Genomic DNA, 21661 nt, shown 5'->3' with positions numbered 1-21661 from the left:
GCGCGCAGCGGCCCTGTTTTTTTGGGGCTGCTGCGCAGCCCAGCGGGAGCAAGCTCCCTCGCCACAATATCTGTGTTCTGCAGGCATTGATTTGACTGACAGACTGGCACGGCCGCTTCCCATCCCTCTTCCGAGGTAGGCCTGCCGAGGCATAGGCCGACGGCGACTTGGGCCCTACCATGACGGCACGCGGAGGTACGCCATGCTGACCCACCCTTCCATCGTTTTACTGTTGCGTCGTCATCACCTGTTCAGCCAACTGCCGGAGCGGATTTTCGAGGACGTGTGCAACCTCGCCGTCCTCAAGCGCCTGCCCTGCAACAGCACGCTCATGCACCAGGGCGACCCGGCCAAGCGGTTTTTCCTGCTGGTCAGTGGGCAGATCAAGTTGTATCGGGTGACCGGCGAGGGCCAGGAAAACCTGGTGGAAATCATCCAGCCCGGCCAGACCTTCGCCGAGGCCCTGTTGTTCAGCCAGGCCCGTTGCTACCCGGTCAGCGCGTCGGCAATCAAGGACAGCGTGCTAGTGAGTGTCGAAGGCAACCATTACCGGAACGCCCTGGAGGACCAACCGAAGGTCTGCCTGGCGATCCTGGCGAGCATGAGCATCCATCTGCACCAGCGCCTGAAGGATATCGACAACCTGACCTTGGCCAGTGCCAGTCGGCGGGTGATCAATTTCCTGTTGCAGGAACGCGATCCGCGGGATGGTCAGGTGGTGTTGCAGGTGTCCAAGCGTCTGGTGGCTTCCAAGCTGGGGATCCAGCCGGAGACGTTTTCGCGGATTCTTCATCGGTTGGTGGATGGGGGGTTGATTGCCATGGAGCGGCGCAATATTCGCATCCTGGCCGAGGATGAGCTGGAGGCTTACCAGCAATAGTGGGCCCAGACCCAGTTCCCTTGTGGCGAGGGGATTTATCCCCGCTGGACTGCGAAGCAGTCCCAAGGCCATGTATCGGGCACATTGAATGGGGCCGCTTCGCGACCCAGCGGGGATAAATCCCCTCGCCACAAGAGCCAATGCAATCTGCCTTAACTTGCCGCCAACCCCTTGCCCGCCCGCTCCAGATTGCGCCACAGCCACGGCGGCAACACCTCCGGATCAAGACTGTCGATCAAGTTCTTCAACGCCAACCCCAGCTCGGTATCCCCCTCGATCACCAACCGGCGACGAAAGAACAACGTGTCCGGGTCTTCCTGACGACTGGCCAGCAGCAGAAACTCACGCCAGTTGCCACTGATGGTGACCTGGGCCTCGGCCCGTTCGGCGATGCGCAGTCCGTCCCGCGCCAGGGTCAGGTACCAGCACAGTTTCAGGTCGGGCACGCGCAGGCACAACCAACGCCCGCGCAGCACATCGAACCCGCCATCGCGCAGCGGCTCGGCCAGGCAACGGTTGAGCGCCTGCTGCAACGTCAGCCGTTGCACCACGAACGGCACCTTGCCCACCAGCGGCAGCAAGCGGTCGGCACCTTTGAGCAGCCACTTCTTCGGACTCAACACAGACCCGCCTCCTCTACCTTCAACATGCCGGCGTGACCATGCCAATAGCCATTGCAACCGTCCACGAACAGCGGTGGTGCCTCGCCCTGACGCACCTTGTCGAAGGCCGTGACCACCTCGGCCATGCCCTGGGCGCGCGGGCTCAGGCGCAGCACGTCGGCACCGCAGGCCATCAGCGCGTTGTAATCGGCCAGCAGGTTCGTCACCTCGCCGGACATTGTCTGGATGCCGTTGAGGGTGAACAACTGCTGACCTTCCTGACTGCTCAACGCCAGCCCGTCGGGGTAGTTGATGCAACAGAACTGGCAGTCGTCCTTGGGCCGGTTTTCGGCCCGGGCGGTAAAGCAGCGCGCCGAGTACGCCAAGGGCAGATGGCCGTAGGCGAAGATCTCTACTTCGGGCACGTCGCGGTCCATGTCCCGCACCTGCTCCAGCACATCGCCGATCAGCGCCGCCGAGCACTCCACGGGCGGCACCCAGCGGATCATGCCGCTGTCTTGCAATTGCGCCAGGGCGTGGCCGTTGTACAGGTTCAGCGCCGGACCTGCGACAAAGGGCAGCTTGCGTTCGGCCATGAACTGCACCGCCCCCATGTCGTTGGCTTCCACCAGCAATTGACCGTTGTCACACAGGCGGCGCAGCGAAGAAAGCTCCGAGGCCGCTTCGATCAGCGTCAGGCTCGATAACACAATCTGTGCCTGGCTGCAGGTTTGCAGCTCGCGCCCCAGGCCCAGCCATTGATCCAGGGAGAACGCCCGGCGTTTCGAACACACGGTTTCCCCCAGGTAAATCACGTCCAGCGGCAATGCCGACATCTCGGCATAGAAATTCCCCAGTTGCGCTTTGTCCCAGTAAAACAGGACCGGTCCCAGGCTGAGTTTCATCTGGCCTCCCCTCATTGCCATGATCGATGGTAGGCACCCAGGGTGGTCTGGCTGCCTTCGGACAAACCCGCCAGCACCTGGCGCCATTCTTCCTGCACCCGGAACCGTTGCGGCGCGACCTGGTGGGCGTCCAGTGCGGCGCGCCAGACCCGGGTCACTTGTTCAACGTAGGCCGGGCTGCGTTGGCGCCCCTCGATCTTCACTGCTTCGACACCGATGGCCGCCAGTTCCGGCAGCAGGTCGAGGGTGTCGAGGCTGGTGGGTTCTTCCAACGCATGGAAGCGCTTGCCGCCTACCAGGAAGCGGCCTTTGCACAAGGTCGGATAACCGGCCGGTTCTTCGGGGGTGTAGCGGTCGATCAGCACCTCGCTCAGGCGTGCGCTGAGGCCTTGGGCGTCCTCGCTCCAGCGCACCGCCTTGGCCGGCGAACAGACTCCACACAGGTTCGGCGACTCGCCGGTGATATAGGAAGACAAGTGACAACGGCCTTCGGCCATGATGCACAAGCTGCCGAAACCAAAGACCTCGATCGGCACCGGACTGGCCGCCGCCACCTGCCGCACCTGGGCCAGGGACAGTACCCGTGGCAGCACGGCGCGGCGGATGTCATAGCGCTCGGCGTAAAAAGCCAGTGCCGCCGCGTGTGTCGCCGAGCCTTGGACCGACAGATGCAACGCCAACTGTGGATGGCGCTGGCGGGCGTAACCGAGCACACCGGGGTCGGCAGCGATCAACGCATCCACGCCAAAATCGGCGGCGCGGTCCACCGCCCGTTGCCAGCGCTCCCAGCCCTTGGGTTGCGGGTAGGTGTTGACCGCCACGTACAGTTTGCGTTGGTGTTGACGGATGTGCGCGACAGCCGCGTCGAACTGTTTGTCGTCCATGTTCAGCCCGGCGAAGTGCCGGGCATTGGTGTCATCGCGAAAGCCGACATAGACGGCATCGGCGCCTTGGCGCACCGCCGCTTTGAGGGCAGGCAGATTCCCTGCCGGGCAAACCAGTTGCATGGGGCATCCTCGTGAGAAAACTAAGGGCGCCGCCAGTCTAGCCAGCCCTCGGCCGGCCACCTTGACGGCAATCAATTGCCGTCAATGCATCAGGCTCGCGAACGGCAGATACATCACTTTGTCGTGCTTATGCACTTGCGCCTGGCACTCCACCACGGCCAAGCCATCAGCCCAGCAGGCGGCCGCCAACATGGCCGAACTCTGCTGGGGATGCAGCTCGACACACAGCGAGCCATCGGCGGCCGGGGTCAATTTCGCCCGCAGGTACTGCCGTCGCCGGTTGGGTTTCAACCAGTCGAACCCGGCCGGTAACTGCAACGCCGTGGGCAACACCTCATCCATGCCCTGGGCCCGGAACAGGAACGGCCGCACGACGATCAACGCGGTAATCAGTGCCGCCGAAGGGTTGCCCGGCAGCCCGATCCAGGGTTTGCCGGCCACCTCGCCAAAGGCCAGGGGTTTGCCCGGCTGGATCGCCAGACGCCACAGGTCAACGCTACCCAGGGCTTCGATCGCTTGCTTGAGATGATCTTCCTCACCCACCGACACGCCGCCGGAGGTCAGCAGCAAGTCGCATTCGGTTGCCGCTAGGCTCAAGGCCTGACGACTGGCAAGCAGCTTGTCAGGCATGACGCCGTAGTCATGTACCTCAAGGCCCCAGCCGCGCAGCAGCGCCATGAGACTGTGGCGATTGCTGTTGTAGATCTGCCCTGGCGCCAGCGTTTGGCCGGGTTCGCGCAGTTCATCGCCACTGCTGAGCAGGCCCACCTGCAAGGGGCGATAGACCTCTACCCGGGCAATCCCGGCACCGGCCAGCAACCCCAGTTCCTGGGCGCGCAAGCGTTTTCCGGCCTGGAGCAAACGGTCCCCGCGCTGCATTTCCTCACCTTCCCTGCGCACATGCTCTGCGCCCTTGACTGGTGGCAGCCAGACCCGCTCACCTTCCACCCGGCAACTTTCCTGGGGCACCACCGTGTCAGCCCCCGGCGGCAGCGGCGCGCCGGTAAAAATGCGCACCACCTGCCCGGCCTGTAATGGTTGACCCGGTGCCTCCCCGGCGGCAATGCGCCCGGCCAAGGTCAGATAACCGCCATCGACCGGCAGGTCGGCGGCCCGCAGGGCATAACCGTCCATGGCGCTGTTGTCCCACGGCGGCAGGTTCATGGGACAGCGAACATCGGTCGCCAGCACGCGACCCAAGGCCTGGTCCAGCGCCACCCGCTGCACCGGAGGCGGCAGCGGCGCCTGATCCAGCAAATAGCGGATGGCTTCATCCACCGGCATCAGCGCACCACTGTCACAGACGCTGCCACACCCGCCGCGGCTCATGAACGTGCCTCACAAGGTAGCAGGGCAATGCCTGGCTGCGGCTTGAGGTGGGGGGTGAAATTGCACGGGCCGGTGCGGCTGTCCAGTTGCCCGGCCAGGATCTGTTCCCAACCGGTCCGACAAGCTCCTGGCGAACCCGGCAAGCAGCACACCAGCACACCGTTGCTCATGCCCGCCAACGCTCGCGATTGCAGGGTGGACATGCCGATCTCGGCCAGCGACACCTGGCGGAACAGCTCGCCGAAACCGTCGACCTGTTTGTCCAGCAACGGTGCCACCGCTTGGGGCGTGTTGTCGCGCGGGGTGAAACCGGTGCCGCCGGTCATCAACACCACCTGCACCTTGGGGTCGGCGATCCACTGTGAGACCTGGGCACGGATCTGGTAGATATCGTCCTTCACCAGGCCACGGTCGATGAGCACATGCCCGGCCGTTTGCAGCAGGTCCGCCAGGGTCTGCCCCGAGGTGTCGGTGTCGAAGGTGCGGGTGTCACTGATGGTGAGGACCGCGATGTTCAACGGTTGAAAGAGACGTTGCGTCAGATGGGCCATGATCAGCCGTCCTATCGGAAAAAGATGGCCCAGCCTGAACCGCAATCGTTGCCGGGCCTATTCCTCCTTGGAGGTACCTCCCTCGGCGTCAGGGCGCCAGACGCGTGCGCTGCCAGGCGCCGTCTTGCAGGCGATAGTCGAGACGATCATGCAAACGGTCGGCACGGCCCTGCCAGAACTCCAGTCGTTCCGGTCGCAGGCAATAACCGCCCCAATGCGCCGGACGCGGCACCGGTTGGCCGGCGAAGCGTTGTTCGGTCTGCGTGAGCAAGGTTTCCAGCACGGCCCGATCCGCCAATGGTTGGCTTTGTGGCGACGCCCAGGCCCCCAGGCGACTGGCCACGGAGCGGGACTCGAAATAGGCATCCGACAACGCCGGGGCGAGTTTGTGGACCGGCCCTTCGATGCGCACTTGCCGTTCCAGCCCCGGCCAGAAAAACGTCATCGCGGCCCTGGGATTGACCGCCAGGTCCTGGCCCTTGAGGCTGTCGTAGTTGCCGAAAAACACAAAGCCGTCCGGACCGAACCCCTTGAGCAACAGCACCCGGCAATGAGGCTGGCCCTGCTCGTCCACCGTCGCCAGGGCCATGCTGTTGGCTTCCACCGGCGGGCTTTCGGTGTCGCGGGCCTGCTGCATCCACAACCCGAACAAAACCATCGGGTCGTCCGGCGCCTGGGCTTCATCCAGGCCATCGAGGGTGTACTGGCGGCGCATTTTGGCCAGGGAAAGGGGCATGGCGGTGATCTCCACTATGGGTTTTGGCCAGTGTGGATTCTGCGGCGTTGGCGGGCCTTGATCGTTGTCAATGCCGGCTCTTGTGGTGAATGTGCCGGCCTCTTTGCGAGCAAGCCCGCCCCCACAGTGGATCGACTGTGTTCACAAGCACCCTGTGGGAGCGAGCCTGCTCGCGATGAAGACGCCTCGGTGTAACAGGCAAACCACTATTTGAGCCCCAACCGCCGCGCCAGCTTATGCAGATTGCTCGGGTCAACCTCCAACAGCCGCGCCGCCCCGGCCCAGTTCTGCCCGCAACGCTCCAGGGCCTTGAGAATCGCCTGGCGCTGACAACCATCGACGGCTTCGCTCAAGGGTTGCATTGGTGCATCCAGAGCCTCCAGGGCTTGTTCAGGCAGCGCCTGGGCCGAGGCTGCGCTGGCATTGACGTCCAGATCCAGCACCTGCGGTTCCAAGGTCATGATCAAGCTGCGATTGGCGCCGTGGCTCAGTTGCTTCAACGCGGCGCGACTGATCACGTGTTCCAGCTCCCGCACGTTCCCCGGCCAGGAGTACGCCAGCAGTGCCTGTTCGGCCGCCGGCGACAGGCGCAAGCCGCGCAAACCCAGTCGCGTGCGGTTCAGTTCGAGAAAGTGCCCGGCCAGCATCAACACATCATGACCGCGCTCGCGCAGCGGTGGGATCGGCACCGGGTAGACCGAAAGCCGGTGATACAGATCGGCGCGAAACAGCCCATCGCGAATACTGTCGGGCAAATGCCGGTTGGTGGCGGCGATGATCCGCACATCGACGTGCAGCGGCTTGTCCGCCCCCAGGCGCTGGATCTCACCGTTCTGCAAGGTGCGCAGCAATTTGGCCTGCACGCTCAACGGCAATTCACCGACCTCATCGAGAAACAACGTACCGCCATTGGCCGCATCGAAACGCCCGGCACGGTCGGTAGTCGCCCCGGAGAACGCACCTTTGACGTGGCCGAACAACTCGCTTTCAGCCAGGGACTCCGGCAACGCTGCGCAATTGACCTGGACCAACGGCTTGTGGCCGCGCCGGGACAGGCGATGCAGGCGGCGGGCGAACAACTCCTTGCCCACGCCGGTCTCCCCCAGCAACAGCACCGGCAGTTCGGAGTCGGCCAGCACGTCCAGCTCATTGAGCAACTGCTGCAAGCCCTCGCTGCGCCCGAGGATCTCGCCCTCTTCGGCCGGCAGGCGCAGGTCCGTCTGGTCGCTGCGCGAGGCTCGCAAGCTACGGTTTTCCTGTTCCAGCCGAGTGACCCGTACCGCCGCCTCGATCTGCAACGTACAGCGCTTGAGTTCCTCCCGGGCGCGGCTGTCGAAGGTGCCGGCGTGCAACGCATCCAGGGTGATCGCGCCCCAGAGCCGGCCTTCCACGTACAGGCTCACGCCCATGCAGTCATGCACCGGCAGCGGCTCGCCGACGTGGTTGTCGAGCAAACCGTCATAAGGATCCGGCAAGCGACTGTCCGGCTCGAACCAGGTGGGTTCGCGCGACGCCATGATCGCCGCCAGGCGCGGGTGCTGGGCAATCACGAAGCGCCGACCCAACGCTTCGTGGACCAGCCCCACGGTGGCCACGGGCCTGAGGCTGTCATCGTCCAGGCGCAGCAGCCCCACGGCGCCACTGTTGAAGTATTCGCGCAGGGTCTGCACCAGGCGCTGCAATCGCACCGCATTGGGCAGCTCGACGATCAGGTCGGCGGCCAGGCTTTCACGCAGCATGGTAGTGATGACCCTCCAGGGTTCGTTTGACCCTTCACAATCAGGGTGACAATCACCCTGCAAAAAATTTAATGCTTTATTTTCAATCGGTTGAATCTGGCATACCGACTGCAAAGTCCGCTCATCTGTCCCTCCCCGGGATTCCACCCAAGGAAACATGATGAGCCTCGATCTGCTGGAACAAAGCCTTGGCCAACTGGCCTGCGACATTCCCGGTGCCACGCGCACTTTCCATCATTACAACCTCGACTTCTGCTGCGGCGGGCAAAAGTCCTTGCGCGAAGCCGCGCTGGGCAAGGGCCTGAACCCGTTGCTCATCGCCGATGCCTTGCGCACGCTGCAAGCCGCCGGCGAACTCGGCCATGACTGGCGCGACGAGCCCCAGGCCCTGCTGATCGCCCACATCCTGGAGCGCTACCATGCGCGCCATCGCGAACAACTGCCGGAACTGATCCGCCTGGCCCGGCGCGTCGAGCAGGTCCACGGTGCGCGCCCCAACTGCCCGAACGGCCTGGCCGATCACCTGCAGGACATGTATCAGGAGCTCGAAGGCCACATGCTCAAGGAAGAACAGGTCCTGTTCCCGATGCTGCAACAGGGCCTCGGCGAACGAGCCTCGGCGCCGATCCAGGTCCTGCGCTACGAACATGACCAGCACGGTGAAGCCTTGGAAACCATGCTCGCCCTGACCGACCAGATCACCCCACCCGCCAACGCCTGCAACACCTGGCGCGCCCTGTATCGCGGGCTGGTGGAGTTTCGTGATGATCTGATGCAGCACATTCACCTGGAAAACAATGTGTTGTTCGTCAATGCGATGAAGCCTGCCCGCTGACTCTCAAGCATTGCATACCCCTTGTGGGAGCGAGCCTGCTCGCGATGGCGTCGGATCAGTCGGTACGAGGTGCCTCACACACCGCCATCGCGAGCAGGCTCGCTCCCACAGGGATTGATGTTGCTCACCCTATTTGCAATGACCTCAAAATTTTCTTTCACTCTCCCGCTCAAAACTGCCAATAGAACATCGCCTTGGCCAACACCACGATCAGCAGCATGTGCCCCAGGATACTGCGGCGCAGCCAGCAGGCTCGGCTGGGTGTCAGGCGACCGCTCTTGAGCCAGTACGCCAGCCACAAATAGTGACCGATGATACTCAGCGCCAGCAGGATCTTCAGGCTCAACAGCAGGCCGAAGCTGCTGCTCAATGGCTGGCTCAATGCGCCGCGATGCTGCCAGGCCAGGGCCAGGCCAGCACCGTACAACACCAGCACAACGCCGTGCAGGACGTGCCGCGAGCGCTTGGCGATGGCCTGGTCGGCGGCGTCTTTGACGCCTTGGGCCAGGGGCCGGCGGGCGGCATGCCAGATAAAAACCTCGAAAAACAACGTGCCGATAAAAGCAATAGCCGCCAATAGATGAGTGATTAGCAAAACCCCATACATCATCGATCCCCTCGACTCATCCCGGATGCCCATCCACCCGGGCCTTCAACAGCATCGGCCCATAACGCCAGGCGTATAAACCGAACGCCAACGTCCAGCACACCCCCGCCAGCCACAACCCGGCCAACGGCAACAGCAGCACCAGCAGCACGCGGCTCAGGCACGCCAGGTTCAGCAGGATGAAGGCCAGGGTCATGCCCATCGGCGGCTCAAGGGGACGCCCGGTATGGCCCAGGCTGACCCGGGCAATCATCGCCAGGATCAACCCGGCCATGGCACCGATGGTCAGGCTGTGCACCGCCAGGCTCGGGTTCACCGGCACGCCGAAGTGCCACAGCGCCATGCCCAGGCAGGCCACCGCCAGCCAAGCGTAGGCCAGGTGCAACGACCACAGCAGCGGCACCCGCCACAAATCCCGATCATGCCAACGCACCAGTCGAATCCCGTGCCCCACCGCCAACGCCGCGAACAACAGGCCGACCCAGGTACTGGCCGCCAGCGCCGGGCCGAAGGCATACAACAACGCCACCAGTGCCGAACCGGCCAACAACAGGCGATCGAGCCACGGCCATGGCGCGACGCCCTCGACCCGCCCGAGGCCTCGCTGGGTAAAGAACGGAATCACCCGTCCGCCGATCAACCCCATCATCGCCGCCACCAGCCACAGGCCGGTGAGCACGCTCTGGCGCTGCAAGCCCTCGTTGTGCTGGAGCAGGCCATACACGGACAAGCCATCGGCGGCGGCCAACAGCAGCAATACCAGCACGATCGGGTAATTGCGCTTCTGCCGCACACGCCACAACGTCACGCCCATCAACACGGCGACCGCCAGGGCAAAACCCAGCTCCAGCAGCGCCAGCAACGGCCAGGGCGCATCGGCCAACCAGGCCAGCCGCGCGCCCAGCCACAACAACGCCAGCGTTGCCAAGCGCTTGCCGCTGAGCCCCGGGGTTCCGGTCCAGGTCTGCACCGCCGTCAGCAGGAAGCCGGCGATGATTGCCAGGCCGAAACCGAACAACAGTTCATGCCGGTGCCAGGCCAACCAACCTCCGGCCGGTTGCCAGGCCGACAAGCGCCCGGTAAACGCCGCGAGCCAAAAGGGAATGGCCAGCAGCGCCAACACACAACCGGCCAAAAAAAACGGCCGAAACGCCAGGCGCCACAGCGGCGCGATGGCCATGGCCTTGCGACGGTCAAGCACTTGCATACACCACTCCTTTGCCTCGCTGAACCGTCAGCGAGGGACGACAAACCAGGGTTCGAATGATCGGCTATCGACACCGGCAGGCCTTGTCTCAGATCAAGCCAGCTCATCGGCAACCTCCCGCCTCGAACAGGCACTAGCAAGGGGCTTGCCGAACAGGGTCATTGTGGGAGCTCACTTAAGGCATTCGATAACCCCGTGGCGAGGGAGCTTGCTCCCGCTGGGCCGCGAAGCGGCCCCTACACCCGCCAAATGCGGAGCATCAGACACTCCGCACCCGCCGGTTTACGACTGCTTCGCAGCCGAGCGGGAGCAAGCTCCCTCGCCACAGGTCCATCACTTTTTTTGTGTACAGCATTGTGCTCCCACAGGGACTGTAGGCGAACGGGGGTATTTATGACCCTTTCATGGTTGTTTTAACCCTATTGCACCAGGGTCATTTCTACCCTCCTCAACCCCAACGCCCCGCCAATCAATGTCCTCAGGTCTGGCCCGGCTCTTGCTCAGGCCTGGCATTACCTTCGTTGCCGGGGCTCTCCATGAAATCTGTCGTTCTGCCGCTTACCTGGTTCTTCGTGCTCTCCTGCGTCGTGGCGCTTGCCAGCGGCCTGTCCCTGAGCCTGGTCTGACCCCGACCCCATCATTTGCCACAACAAGGATCCATGCCATGGTGCTCCACCGTGTCCATCACCAGATTCTGCGCAGCCATCACCTGTTCGAGCCGTTGAACGAAGAACAGCTCGACGAACTGATGAGTAACAGCCAACTGCTGAACATCGACAAGGGCGACCCGCTGTTCCGCCAGGGAGAACCGGCGCAGGCGTTTTACTTCGTGATTTCCGGCGCCGTGAAAATCTACCGGCTGACCCCGGACGGCCAGGAAAAAGTCTTCGAGGTGATCGGTGAGCGCCAGACCTTCGCCGAAGCCATGATGCTGATGGACACGCCCAACTACGTCGCGTCCGCCGAAGCCGTCGGTCCGACCCAGGTGTACCGGCTGTCCAACGCCACCTACATGCGTTTGCTGCAAAGCAACAGCCGGCTGACCTTCGCCCTGCTCGGCAAGCTCTGCGTGCGCCTGCACCAACGGGTCAACGAGATTGAAACCCTGTCGCTGAAGAACGCCACTCACCGCGTGGTTCGCTACCTGCTGACACAACTGGTACGCCTGCAAACCGTGGACAGCCAGTTCGAACTGCCGATGGCCAAGCAGTTGATCGCCGGACACTTGTCGATCCAGCCGGAAACCTTTTCGCGGATCATCCGTCGCCTGATCGATGAAAAAATCATCACTCAGGACGGTCGCCAGATCGCCATTCTCGATCGCCTGCGCCTGGAACAATTCGAATGAGCGCACAGCCCACTTGCCTGTATTGCCAACAGGCCAACCCCGTCGATGAAACCGAGTGCCGCCAGTGCGGCATGCCCCTGCCAGCCGAAGCGGCGTTGGCCGGCGAGCGCCGGCTGCGGCGCTTCACCTGGTTTTGTGTCGGCTTGACGATCTTCTGCATCGTCATGTTCTTCTGGCTGCCTCGCAGCATCGCCTGAACCCTCAATCCTGAGTCAACTGCCGATACAACTGCGGTAAACGCAGCGGCAGTTGCTCGGGCTGGCGAATCAGGGTGTAGCCGTTGGCCCCGAACATGTAGGGCAGGTAATCCCCCGCTTCGCGATCGATGGTGATGCAGAACGGCGTCAGCCCTTGGCGCCGCGCCTCGAGCACCGCCTGGCGGGTGTCTTCCACGCCGTAGCGGCCTTCGTAAAGATCCAGGTCATTGGGCTTGCCGTCACTGAGCAGCAACAACAGTTTGCGCCGGCGCTTGCAGAGCGCCAGTTGTTGCGTGGCCTGGCGAATCGCCGCGCCCATGCGTGTGTAGTAACCCGGTTTCAGCCCCTGGATCCGTCCCCGGGTGTGATCGTCGTAACGCTGGTTGAAAGCCTTGAGTTCATGCAGGCGCACCTGCTGGCGACGCAGAGAAGAGAACCCGTACAAGGCAAAATCGTCCCCCAGCACCGACAGGGTTTCGCCGAACAGCAACAGGCTGTCGCGAATCACATCGATCACCCGGTGCTCGTCATTGAGGTGGGCATCGGTGGACATCGACAGATCGGCCAGCAGCAGACAGGCCAGGTCACGGCGCGTCTGGCGCTGGTCCATGAACAACCCGCGCTCGCTGCACTGCCCGTGCTGGCGCTCGACATGAAAGTCCAGCCAGGCTTGCAGGTCCAGTTCCGAGCCTTGGGTTTGCTGGCGCAACCATTGACGATCGTTGCGCAAGTGTTCGAACTGGCGACGCAGGCGCTGGGCCGAGCTTCGCAGGCGTGCGGGCAACGGCTGGGGCTGGCAATCGCGAGGGGTGAAGGTTTGCAGGCTGACGAAGTCGTCCTGCAGTCGTTGCTTGCGGTAATCCCATTCCGGCAAGAGGATGCCTGCGCCCAACGGGATGTCGTCCACATCGGCCGGGGGCAGGTCCAGGTGCAGTTTCAAGCCGCCGCCCTTGCGCAAGCGGGTGCGCGACAAGGTCAATTGATCCAGGTCCTCGGCGACGCGAGCGGCGTCCGGGTCTTCGCTGTCATCTGCCCAACGATCCAGGTCCACGTGTTCGGTCCAACTGAACAGGTTCTCCAGGCGCACGATCAACAGCCCACCGTCGCGGCTGGTGTCGTCGATTCGCTCTGCGCGCTTGCGACCGCCCTGCTGTTCGCCGGGTGGTGTCGCCAGGTATTGCTCGGACTCCTCAAGGTCGGCGGCCTGGGGATTGCCCAGGTGTTGGGGTGGGTACAGCCACAGCGGCAACGGCCAGGCCGCCCGCTCGCTGCGTGGAAAATGTTCGACACTGCCCGGTTCGCGCAGGGCTTGGCACAACGCATGCTCCAGGGCGGCTTCGGCCGGGTTGAGCGTGGCCGGATCGGGGCGCAGGGACAGGTGTGCGTCCACCAAGCGCCGGTAGCGAGGCCGCAGTGCCGGGTAGCGCTGCAACACCGCCAGGGTCCAGCGCTGATTGTCCCGCCCCCAGTGCGTCATCGGTCCCGCCTGTGCGGCCAGCAAGGCCAGCCAGCGATACAATTCCTCGTTGAGCCCGACATCGGGGAACGCCGCCAGGCTCGCCGGCAGGCGCAGGTTATCGTTATCGCACCAGGCCAGGGGGACTTGCTTGCAGGTCCCGGCGATCTGCTGCAACAGGTTGCGACGCAGCAGCAGGTCGCGATCGCTGACGGCCTCCACCCCCAGGTGAGACGCACCGCCGGTGGCGCGAAACAGTACCTGCAACGCGCGTTGCCGGGGGAGCAACTCGACCCGTGCTTCGGGAAAATCGGCACTGGCGCGGCGGGTGATGAAACGGTGCCAGACACTGCCGACCCACTCTTCCAGCTCTAGGGTGAATGCCATGGTTACTCTCCTATCGACCCGCTGCAGTGAAGGGACTGGCTCGCACTGCTTTTGTGGCGAGGGAGCTTGCTCCCGCTGGGCTGCGCAGCAGACCCATTTTGTGAGCGCTTCGCGCTCAAGCGGGAGCAAGCTCCCTCGCCACAAAGGCGTTCTCGCCACGGATTCAGTGCTGGCCTCTCAAGAAGGCACCACCGCCGCCGGTGCACGCAGGGCCGCACGACCACGTTGACGGAAGCTGAACAGGTAGCAGAGCAACCCGGCCAGGAAGCCGATACCGCTGACCAGTCGCGCCCAGAACAGCGGCTTCAAATGATCCATCGTGGCCATGAACGGCAAGGCACTGCCATCGGCCATCCAGCGCTGCAACCAGACCTGGACGACACCGGCCGCGGTGAGGAACAAGGTGATCATCACCATCGACAGGGTCATCAACCAGAAGCCCCAGATCTCCAGGCGCTGCGAGCGTTCGTCCGCCGCTTCACCCAAGCCCCGCAAGCGCGGCATGGCGTAGCTGATCAGCGTCATCACGATCATTGCGTAGGCACCGTAGAAGGCCAGGTGACCGTGGGCCGCGGTCAGTTGCGAACCGTGGGTGTAGTAGTTGACCGGAGCCAGGGTGTGCAGGAAACCCCAGACACCCGCGCCGAAGAACGCGGTGACCGTGGTGCCCTTGGCCCACAACGTGGCCGCGCGGTTCGGGTGGTGCCGACGACGGTTCTTCACCATGCTGAAGGCAAAGACCACCATCGCCAGGAACGGCAGCGGTTCCATCGCCGAGAAGATCGAGCCGACCCACAACCAGACCTCGGGCGCACCGATCCAGAAGAAGTGGTGACCGGTACCGATGATCCCGGTGATCAGCGCCATGGCGATAATCACGTAGAGCCATTTTTCCACCACTTCGCGGTCCACGCCGGTGATCTTGATCAGGACGAAAGCGAGCATCGAACCCATGATCAGTTCCCAGACGCCTTCCACCCAAAGATGCACCACCCACCACCAGTAGAACTTGTCGCGAGCGAGGTTTTCCGGGTTGTAGAAGGAGAACAGGAAGAACACCGCGAGGCCGATCAGGCCGGTCATCATCACCATGCTGACGGTGGTCTTGCGACCTTTGAGCAAGGTCATGCCGATGTTGTAGAGGAACCCCAGGCACACCACCACGATACCCATCTTGGTAATGGTCGGCTGCTCCAGGAACTCGCGTCCCATGGTGGGCAGCAAGTCGTTGCCGGTGAACTTGGCCAGCGTCGCATAAGGCACCGAGAGGTAGCCCAGGATCGTCGCTACGCCAGCGGCGGCGAACACCCAGAACAGCAACAGCGCCAGTTTCGGGCTGTGCAGTTCGCGGTCGGCCTCCTCCGGTATCAGGTAATACGCCGCGCCCATGAAGCCGAACAGCAGCCAGACGATCAGCAGGTTGGTGTGGACCATGCGGGCCACGTTGAAAGGAATCAGCGGGAACAGGAAGTCGCCGACCACGTATTGCAGGCCCATGATCAAACCGAACAGCACCTGCCCCAGGAACAGCATCAGGGCAAACACGAAGTAGGGTTTGGCGACGGCCTGCGAGGCGAATTTCAGATGCGGATTAGCCATGCTCATCTCTCAGCCCTCCTTGTTTGGCGGCCAGCCATTGGTATTGATTTTCGAGCTCCACTTGAGGAACTCGGCGATGTCGTCGACCTCCTGCTCGCTCAGGTTGAACTGCGGCATGGCCCGACGACCCGGAACGTTCAGCGGCTGCATTTTCATCCAGGCCTGCAGGAACGGCTTGAAGGCTTCCTCGCCACCGCGCCGGTTGACTACGTTGCCCAGCTCCGGCGCAAAATACGCGCCTTCGCCCAACAGGGTATGGCAGCCGATGCAGTTGTTGCGCTCCCAGACGCCCTTGCCGCGTATCACCGATTCGGTCAGTTGCGCCTGGTTGCTGCGTTCGGGAAAGGTCTGTTCCGTGTGGTAGGTCAGGGCCAGGAATATCAGGAAGAAGAACACGCTTCCCCCGAAGTAAATATTCCTGGCCATGCCTTTGGTGAAGGTATCTGACATGGTCGCTTCCTCATTGCTTGGCGTGTTCATTCTAGGAAGCGCGGGGTCAGAAACCGCTTGATGGCGATCAAGAATCTCCGATGGTTTTGGTGGGTTGTTCCAACACCGCCCGAAAGGCAGGTGAGCTGTTGTGGCGAGGGAGCTTGCTCCCGCTGGGTTGCGAAGCGACCCTAAAACCTGCTGACGGGGTGTGCCAGATGGATTGAGTTGTTGCTGTTGGGGCTGCTTCGCAGCCCAGCGGGAGCAAGCTCCCTCGCCACAGGGGATTGCATCGGGAATCAGAGCGTGAATGAGATTGCAATCGCAAGCACCACCGCCCAGCTCAACACCAACCGCCGCCACAACCGCGGCGCATGGCGCAGTTCCATGAAACCGTCGGCGATCAGCCAGGCCTTGGCCACCGCGAGCACCAGGATGGCGATGGACACCAACCCGCTGGCAGCGGCCTGGCCCAGGGCGACGGTGCCAGTGCTCAGCACAGCCAGCGCCGTCCAGCAGGCGATCAAGACATGGGAAGCCGACATGAGCACCTCCGCTCAATCAAGGATGTAGACAACCGGGAACAGCAGCACCCAGACCAGATCGACCATGTGCCAATACAACACGCCGGACTCCAACCCGCTATGTTCCTGCGCACCGTAGCGCCGACGTCGGCAACCTTCGGCCAGCCAGGCGAGGATCACCATGCCCAACAGCACATGGAGAAAATGAAACGCGGTGAGGATCCAGTACAAGGTGAAGAACGTGTCGTGCTCCATCCCCAAGCCGTTTGCCAGCAGGTGGGCATATTCGCCGAGCTTGATCCCCACATAACCGCAGGCGAGCAACAACGCCACACACAACAACAACGCACCTCGACGCGGTCGGTCCTGCCTGACCTGCTCCTGGGCCAGGGCGGCGAACAGGCCGGCGGTCAGCAGGCTGAGGGTCATCGCCAGGCCCGTGGAGCGGTCCAGCAACTGCCGGCCTTCGCTGAAGACCTGCGGGTACAACGCCTGGGCGACGGTGAACGCCAGGATCAACAGCGCGAACACCGACAGCTCGGCGAGGATGAAAAACCACATCGCCAGGTCCCCGGGCAAGCGCCGGGGCAAGGCGATGGTTTCAGCCGAAGTGGACATCGACCACGTCCATCAACGCGGCAACGGTCTGCGGGTCGTCGCTCAATGGCTCGGCCAGGCAGGCCAGGCAGGCTTGGCGCGGGTCCATGCCGGAGCCGATCATGCGCGCGGCGAAGATCAGCAGGCGCGTCGAGGCGACTTCCTCCAGGTCATGCTGGTCGAGCCGACGCAGCGCCTGTCCCAGGCGCACCACCTGGGCCGCCAAGGCCATGTCCACGTTCGCCTCACGGGCAACGATGCGCTCTTCATCGGCCACCGCCGGATAACCAAAACGCATCGCCACGAAGCGCTGGCGAGTGCTTGGCTTCATGCCTTTGAGCAGGTTCTGGTAACCCGGGTTATAGGACACCACCAGCATGAAGGACGGCGGTGCCTGCAGTACTTCGCCCGTGCGCTCCAGGTACAACTGCCGACGATCATCGGCCAGCGGATGCAACACCACGGCCGTGTCCTGGCGCGCTTCGACCACCTCATCCAGATAACAGATGCCGCCCTCGCGCACCGCCCGGGTCAAGGGACCGTCCTGCCACCAAGTGCCCTGGGCGCCGATCAAGTGACGGCCCACCAGGTCGGCCGCGCTCAAGTCATCGTGGCAGGCCACGGTGTACAGCGGCAGTTTCAGGCGGTGGGCCATGTGCTGGACGAAACGGGTCTTGCCGCAGCCGGTAGGGCCCTTGATCAGCACCGGCATGCCGTGATGCCAGGCCTGCTCGAACATCGCCTGCTCGTTGTCCTGGGGTTGATAAAAAGGTTCGTCGGGGTGCTGCAAAGTGTGGATAGCGTTCATGGCAAGGCCTGATCAGACAACACGATTGCAGGCCACGCTACGGTGCCCTGCGACAACCTGGCAAGGGTTGCGGCCGGCAAACTTGATCGCCGTCAAGCGGCCAACCACCGGCCTGGGCATAGCCTTGCATCGCACCAAGAACCTGCGCGCCGAACGTCAATTACTGCGCAGCGCAGGTCACGCCTGAGGAGAAATGGAATGCTGATCAGCCACAAAAAATCGTGGGCCCTGCGGGTCACGGCGCTGTGTACAGCGCTGGCCGCCCCCCACGCCTTCGCCGACCAAACCACTGCGCCGGAGCAACCCCGCGTGGTCAAGACCGAAGGCGCGCCAGACCTGAGCCAGGCCGACTTCGACTCGGCCAAGGAAATCTACTTCCAGCGCTGCGCCGGTTGCCACGGGGTCCTTCGCAAAGGAGCCACCGGCAAACCATTGACACCCGATATCACCCAGTCACGCGGCCAGGCCTACCTGGAGGCGCTGATCACCTACGGCTCGGCCGCCGGCATGCCGAACTGGGGCACCTCCAACGCCCTGACCAAAGACCAGATCACGGTGATGGCCAAGTTCATTCAGCACACCCCGCCGACACCGCCGGAATGGGGCATGGCCGAAACCCGCAAGACCTGGAAAGTGCTGGTCAAGCCCGAGGACCGGCCGACCAGGCAACTGAGCACCCTCAACCTGCAGAACCTGTTCTCGGTGACCCTGCGCGACGACGGCAAGATCGCCTTGATCGACGGCGACAGCAAGAAGATCGTCAAGCTGATCGACACCGGTTATGCGGTGCACATCTCGCGCATCTCGGCATCAGGTCGCTACCTGCTGGTGATTGGCCGGGACGCCAAGATCGACATGATCGACCTGTGGCCGAAGGAGCCGACCAAGGTCGCGGAAATCAAGGTGGGCATCGAAGCCCGCTCGGTGGAAACCTCCAAGTTCAAAGGCTACGAAGACAAATACACCATCGCCGGTTCGTACTGGCCGCCACAGTTCACCATCATGGACGGCGAGACCCTGGAGCCCAAGCAGATCGTCTCGACCCGCGGCATGACCGTCGACACCCAGCAGTACCACCCGGAACCTCGGGTCGCGGCCATCATCGCCTCCCACGAATGGCCGGAGTTCATCGTCAACGTCAAGGAAACCGGCAAGGTGATGCTGGTCAACTACCAGGACATCAAGAACCTCACCATCACCAGCATCGACGCCGCGCCGTTCCTGCATGACGGCGGTTGGGACAGCAGCCATCGCTATTTCATGACGGCCGCCAACAACTCCAACAAAGTCGCGGTGATCGACTCCAAGGAACGCAAGCTCACCGCCCTGGTGGACGTGGGCAAGACCCCGCACCCGGGACGCGGCGCGAACTTCAACCACCCACTCTACGGACCGGTCTGGGCCACCAGCCACCTGGGCGACGCCGGGGTTTCGCTGATCGGCACCGACCCGATCAAACACCCGCAATACGCCTGGAAACAGGTCGGCTCGTTGCAGGGCCAGGGTGGCGGCTCGCTGTTCATCAAGACTCACCCCGCGTCCAACCATCTGTATGTCGACACCACCCTCAGCCCCGACGCCAAGCTCAGCCAGTCGGTGGCGGTATTCGACATCAACAAGCTCGACGCCGGCTACACCGTGCTGCCGATTGCCGAGTACGCCGGTATCAAGAAAGGCGCGTTACGCGTGGTGCAGCCGGAGTACAACAAGGCCGGCGACGAGGTCTGGTTCTCGGTCTGGAGTGGCCAGGAAGACGAGTCGGCGCTGGTGGTGATCGACGACAAGACCCTCAAGGTCAAGAACGTGATCAAGGACAAGCGCCTGATCACCCCTACCGGGAAATTCAACGTCTACAACACCCAACACGACATCTATTGAGCCCCATCAATAAGAGGAAAAACCATGAAGCCTATTCTGATTGCCTTGGCCCTGACCGCCGCCTATAGCCTACCGACGCTGGCACAAGACGGCCCGACGCTGTTCAAGAGCAAGCCCTGTGCAGCCTGCCACTCCATCGACACCAAGGTGGTGGGCCCGGCGCTCAAGGAGGTCGCGGCAAAAAACGCCGGTGTCGCTGGGGCCCAGGACGTGCTCGCCAAGCACATCAAGGAGGGTACGCAAGGCAACTGGGGACCGATGCCGATGCCGGCCAACCCCGTGACGGAAGAAGAGGCCAAGATCCTCGCTGCGTGGGTCTTGACCCTTAAATAACACAGGCAGAAAAGGCCTTGTAGGCAGGACCTGCCTGACACAAAACCCGTGGCGAGGGAGCTTGCTCCCGCTGGGCTGCGCAGCAGCCCCAATAGCAACCTGGCGACTCAGTGTGTCAGGTAAACCCAAGGGGCTGCTGCGCAGCCAGCGGGAGCAAGCTCCCTCGCCACAAAAGCGATGCAACTCAATATCGGAGGACGTCATGGAACGACAGCGCTTTACCACCTCGATGACCACCCTCCTCTTTATTTTTTCCTCCTGCGTGCTGGCCGCTCCCGACAGCCAGCGCCAGGCCCAACTGCAACACCTGCTGGACCAGGATTGTGGCGCCTGCCACGGCCTGTACATGACCGGCGGCCTCGGCCCACCCCTGACCCTCGAAGCCCTGGCCGGAAAATCCCGCGACAGCCTCATCGCCACCGTCACCCTCGGACGGCCCGGCAGCGCCATGCCCGGTTGGGCATCGCTGCTTGCGCCCGACGACATTCGCTGGCTGGTGGACCGGCTCCTTCAAGGAAAACCCGCCTCATGATCCGTTCTTTCCTGTCCTTCACGGCCATCGCCCTGCTGCTCTGCGGTTGCACCCAGACACCGCTGCGCGGCACCGGCGATCTGGGCGTAGTGGTGGAGCGTGCCAACGGCAGCCTGCAAATCATCGAAAGCGATACCCGCACCGCCCTCGCCCGCGTTGAAGGCCTGGGCGACCTCTCCCACGCCTCGGTGGTGTTCTCCCGCGACCAGCGCTACGCCTATGTGTTCGGCCGCGATGGTGGCCTGAGCAAAGTCGACCTGCTGAGCGCGCGCATCGACCGCCGGATCATCCAGGGCGGCAACAGCATCGGCGGCGCGATCAGCCAGGACGGCAAGCTGATCGCCGTCTCCAACTACGAACCCGGCGGGGTCAAGGTGTTCGATGCCCAGACCCTGGAACAGGTCGCCGACATTCCGGCCACACCCTTGCCTGACGGCAAGAAACGTTCGCGAGTGGTGGGTCTGGTGGACGCCCCGGGACAACGCTTCGTGTTCAGCCTGTTCGACACCGGCGAGATCTGGACCGCCGACTTCAGCCAGGGTCTCACCCCGAGCATCGAGCGTTTCACCGCCATCGGCCAACAACCCTACGACGCACTGATCACCCCGGATGGGCGTTACTACATGGCCGGGCTGTTCGGTGAAGACGGCATGGCCCAACTCGACCTGTGGCATCCGGAACACGGCGTAAAACGGGTGCTGGGGCATTACGGGCGCGGCCAGGATCGGCTCCCGGTGTACAAGATGCCGCATCTGGAAGGCTGGGCCCTGGCCGACCAGCAAGCCTTCGTGCCTGCCGTCGGGCATCACCAGGTACTGGTGATGAATGCCCGGGACTGGCAGCAGACCGACGCCATCGCCGTGGCCGGCCAACCGGTGTTCGTCACCGCGCGACCGGACGGCCGGCAACTGTGGGTCAACTTCGCCTACCCGGACAACGACCGCGTCCAGGTCATCGACACCCAGACTCACGCCGTCGTCGCAGACCTGCGACCGGGACCGGCCGTGTTGCACATGGAGTTCACCGCACGAGGTGACCAGCTGTGGCTGTCCGCCCGGGACGGTGGCGAGGTACAGGTCTGGAACCCGTATCGGCTCGAACGCCTGGGCAGCCTGCCGGCCCTGAGCCCCAGCGGTATTTTCTTCAGCAGCCGCGCGCACAAGCCGGGGTATTGA

Annotated in this window: 23 protein-coding genes; 8 read left to right on the top strand and 15 right to left on the bottom strand. The window is 63.2% G+C overall.

Features of this window, described 5'->3' with window-relative positions:
• Positions 1 to 202 precede the first annotated feature (202 nt).
• A complete protein-coding gene (locus PBDP_RS13445) occupies positions 203 to 880 on the top strand; it encodes a Crp/Fnr family transcriptional regulator (protein ID WP_109756132.1) in 678 nt (225 codons plus the stop codon).
• Between the two features lie 152 nt (positions 881 to 1032).
• Here the strand turns inward: PBDP_RS13445 and ubiT are convergent, their stop codons facing one another.
• From ubiT to norR, 7 genes are all read right to left on the bottom strand, one after another.
• Entirely contained in the window at positions 1033 to 1503 is a 471-nt protein-coding gene (ubiT, locus tag PBDP_RS13440) for a ubiquinone anaerobic biosynthesis accessory factor UbiT (protein ID WP_116832266.1), read from the bottom strand.
• A complete protein-coding gene (locus PBDP_RS13435) occupies positions 1497 to 2387 on the bottom strand; it encodes a U32 family peptidase (protein ID WP_109756134.1) in 891 nt (296 codons plus the stop codon). The genes ubiT and PBDP_RS13435 overlap by 7 nt, the downstream gene beginning before the upstream one ends.
• Positions 2388 to 2398: 11 nt before the next feature.
• Positions 2399 to 3394, bottom strand: coding sequence for a ubiquinone anaerobic biosynthesis protein UbiU (gene ubiU / locus PBDP_RS13430; protein ID WP_109756135.1), 996 nt, complete (start codon positions 3392 to 3394; stop codon positions 2399 to 2401).
• Between the two features lie 81 nt (positions 3395 to 3475).
• Positions 3476 to 4723 (bottom strand): molybdopterin molybdotransferase MoeA, encoded by a 1248-nt coding sequence (locus PBDP_RS13425; protein ID WP_176687982.1) that lies wholly within the window; start codon positions 4721 to 4723, stop codon positions 3476 to 3478.
• Positions 4720 to 5274 (bottom strand): molybdenum cofactor biosynthesis protein B, encoded by a 555-nt coding sequence (gene moaB, locus PBDP_RS13420; protein WP_212802382.1) that lies wholly within the window; start codon positions 5272 to 5274, stop codon positions 4720 to 4722. Before moaB ends, PBDP_RS13425 begins: the two co-directional genes overlap by 4 nt.
• An 88-nt stretch (positions 5275 to 5362) precedes the next feature.
• The gene (gene pdxH / locus PBDP_RS13415) at positions 5363 to 6010 is read right to left on the bottom strand and encodes a pyridoxamine 5'-phosphate oxidase (RefSeq protein WP_212802381.1); all 648 of its coding nucleotides are present in this window, start codon (positions 6008 to 6010) and stop codon (positions 5363 to 5365) included.
• Positions 6011 to 6216: 206 nt separating this feature from the next.
• Positions 6217 to 7749 carry a nitric oxide reductase transcriptional regulator NorR gene (gene norR, locus PBDP_RS13410; protein ID WP_109756139.1) on the bottom strand — a complete coding sequence of 511 codons (1533 nt, stop codon included), beginning with the start codon at positions 7747 to 7749 and terminating at the stop codon, positions 6217 to 6219.
• 160 nt (positions 7750 to 7909) lie between these two features.
• Here norR and ytfE point away from each other — a divergent pair, with 160 nt between their 5' ends.
• Positions 7910 to 8584 (top strand): iron-sulfur cluster repair protein YtfE, encoded by a 675-nt coding sequence (gene ytfE / locus PBDP_RS13405; RefSeq protein ID WP_116832261.1) that lies wholly within the window; start codon positions 7910 to 7912, stop codon positions 8582 to 8584.
• A gap of 169 nt (positions 8585 to 8753) precedes the next feature.
• On the opposite strand, the gene PBDP_RS13400 is transcribed toward ytfE, so the two are convergent.
• On the bottom strand, positions 8754 to 9191 hold the full coding sequence (locus PBDP_RS13400; protein WP_370873809.1) for a hypothetical protein: 438 nt from the start codon (positions 9189 to 9191) through the stop codon (positions 8754 to 8756).
• Positions 9192 to 9207: 16 nt separating this feature from the next.
• On the bottom strand, positions 9208 to 10398 hold the full coding sequence (locus PBDP_RS13395) for an NnrS family protein (protein WP_212802380.1): 1191 nt from the start codon (positions 10396 to 10398) through the stop codon (positions 9208 to 9210).
• 664 nt (positions 10399 to 11062) lie between these two features.
• On the opposite strand from PBDP_RS13395, the gene PBDP_RS13390 reads away from it, so the two are divergent.
• Positions 11063 to 11746: a Crp/Fnr family transcriptional regulator gene (locus PBDP_RS13390; protein ID WP_109756143.1), complete on the top strand. Its 684-nt coding sequence runs from the start codon at positions 11063 to 11065 to the stop codon at positions 11744 to 11746.
• On the top strand, positions 11743 to 11943 hold the full coding sequence (locus PBDP_RS13385) for a protein DnrP (RefSeq protein ID WP_109756144.1): 201 nt from the start codon (positions 11743 to 11745) through the stop codon (positions 11941 to 11943). Before PBDP_RS13390 ends, PBDP_RS13385 begins: the two co-directional genes overlap by 4 nt.
• A 4-nt stretch (positions 11944 to 11947) precedes the next feature.
• Here PBDP_RS13385 and PBDP_RS13380 read toward each other — a convergent pair whose 3' ends face one another.
• From PBDP_RS13380 to PBDP_RS13355, 6 genes are all read right to left on the bottom strand, one after another.
• Positions 11948 to 13786 (bottom strand): nitric oxide reductase activation protein NorD, encoded by a 1839-nt coding sequence (locus PBDP_RS13380; protein WP_212802379.1) that lies wholly within the window; start codon positions 13784 to 13786, stop codon positions 11948 to 11950.
• A gap of 177 nt (positions 13787 to 13963) precedes the next feature.
• The gene (locus PBDP_RS13375) at positions 13964 to 15391 is read right to left on the bottom strand and encodes a cbb3-type cytochrome c oxidase subunit I (RefSeq protein WP_116832258.1); all 1428 of its coding nucleotides are present in this window, start codon (positions 15389 to 15391) and stop codon (positions 13964 to 13966) included.
• Between the two features lie 3 nt (positions 15392 to 15394).
• A complete protein-coding gene (locus PBDP_RS13370) occupies positions 15395 to 15835 on the bottom strand; it encodes a c-type cytochrome (protein WP_134924098.1) in 441 nt (146 codons plus the stop codon).
• A 278-nt stretch (positions 15836 to 16113) separates the two neighbouring features.
• On the bottom strand, positions 16114 to 16359 hold the full coding sequence (locus PBDP_RS13365; RefSeq protein WP_212802378.1) for a cytochrome C oxidase subunit IV family protein: 246 nt from the start codon (positions 16357 to 16359) through the stop codon (positions 16114 to 16116).
• A gap of 12 nt (positions 16360 to 16371) precedes the next feature.
• Complete coding sequence (locus PBDP_RS13360) at positions 16372 to 16956, bottom strand: cytochrome c oxidase subunit 3 family protein (RefSeq protein WP_212802377.1); 585 nt, start codon at positions 16954 to 16956, stop codon at positions 16372 to 16374.
• Positions 16940 to 17674, bottom strand: a complete 735-nt coding sequence (locus PBDP_RS13355; RefSeq protein WP_370873808.1) for a CbbQ/NirQ/NorQ/GpvN family protein — start codon at positions 17672 to 17674, stop codon at positions 16940 to 16942. The genes PBDP_RS13360 and PBDP_RS13355 overlap by 17 nt, the downstream gene beginning before the upstream one ends.
• Positions 17675 to 17941: 267 nt before the next feature.
• Here PBDP_RS13355 and PBDP_RS13350 point away from each other — a divergent pair, with 267 nt between their 5' ends.
• The 4 genes from PBDP_RS13350 (at position 17942) to PBDP_RS13335 (ending at position 21661) form a co-directional block, all read left to right on the top strand.
• A complete protein-coding gene (locus PBDP_RS13350) occupies positions 17942 to 19621 on the top strand; it encodes a cytochrome D1 domain-containing protein (protein ID WP_116832254.1) in 1680 nt (559 codons plus the stop codon).
• Between the two features lie 24 nt (positions 19622 to 19645).
• Positions 19646 to 19954, top strand: coding sequence for a c-type cytochrome (locus PBDP_RS13345; RefSeq protein WP_163853888.1), 309 nt, complete (start codon positions 19646 to 19648; stop codon positions 19952 to 19954).
• A gap of 229 nt (positions 19955 to 20183) precedes the next feature.
• The gene (locus PBDP_RS13340; RefSeq protein ID WP_212802501.1) at positions 20184 to 20486 is read left to right on the top strand and encodes a c-type cytochrome; all 303 of its coding nucleotides are present in this window, start codon (positions 20184 to 20186) and stop codon (positions 20484 to 20486) included.
• Positions 20483 to 21661 carry a cytochrome D1 domain-containing protein gene (locus PBDP_RS13335; RefSeq protein ID WP_109756154.1) on the top strand — a complete coding sequence of 393 codons (1179 nt, stop codon included), beginning with the start codon at positions 20483 to 20485 and terminating at the stop codon, positions 21659 to 21661. Before PBDP_RS13340 ends, PBDP_RS13335 begins: the two co-directional genes overlap by 4 nt.

This window comes from Pseudomonas sp. St290, assembly GCF_018325805.1.
Classification (GTDB): Bacteria; Pseudomonadota; Gammaproteobacteria; order Pseudomonadales; family Pseudomonadaceae; genus Aquipseudomonas; species Aquipseudomonas bijieensis.
Note: the sequence above shows the minus strand (reverse complement) of the source record. Positions and strands in the feature narration are given on the sequence as shown.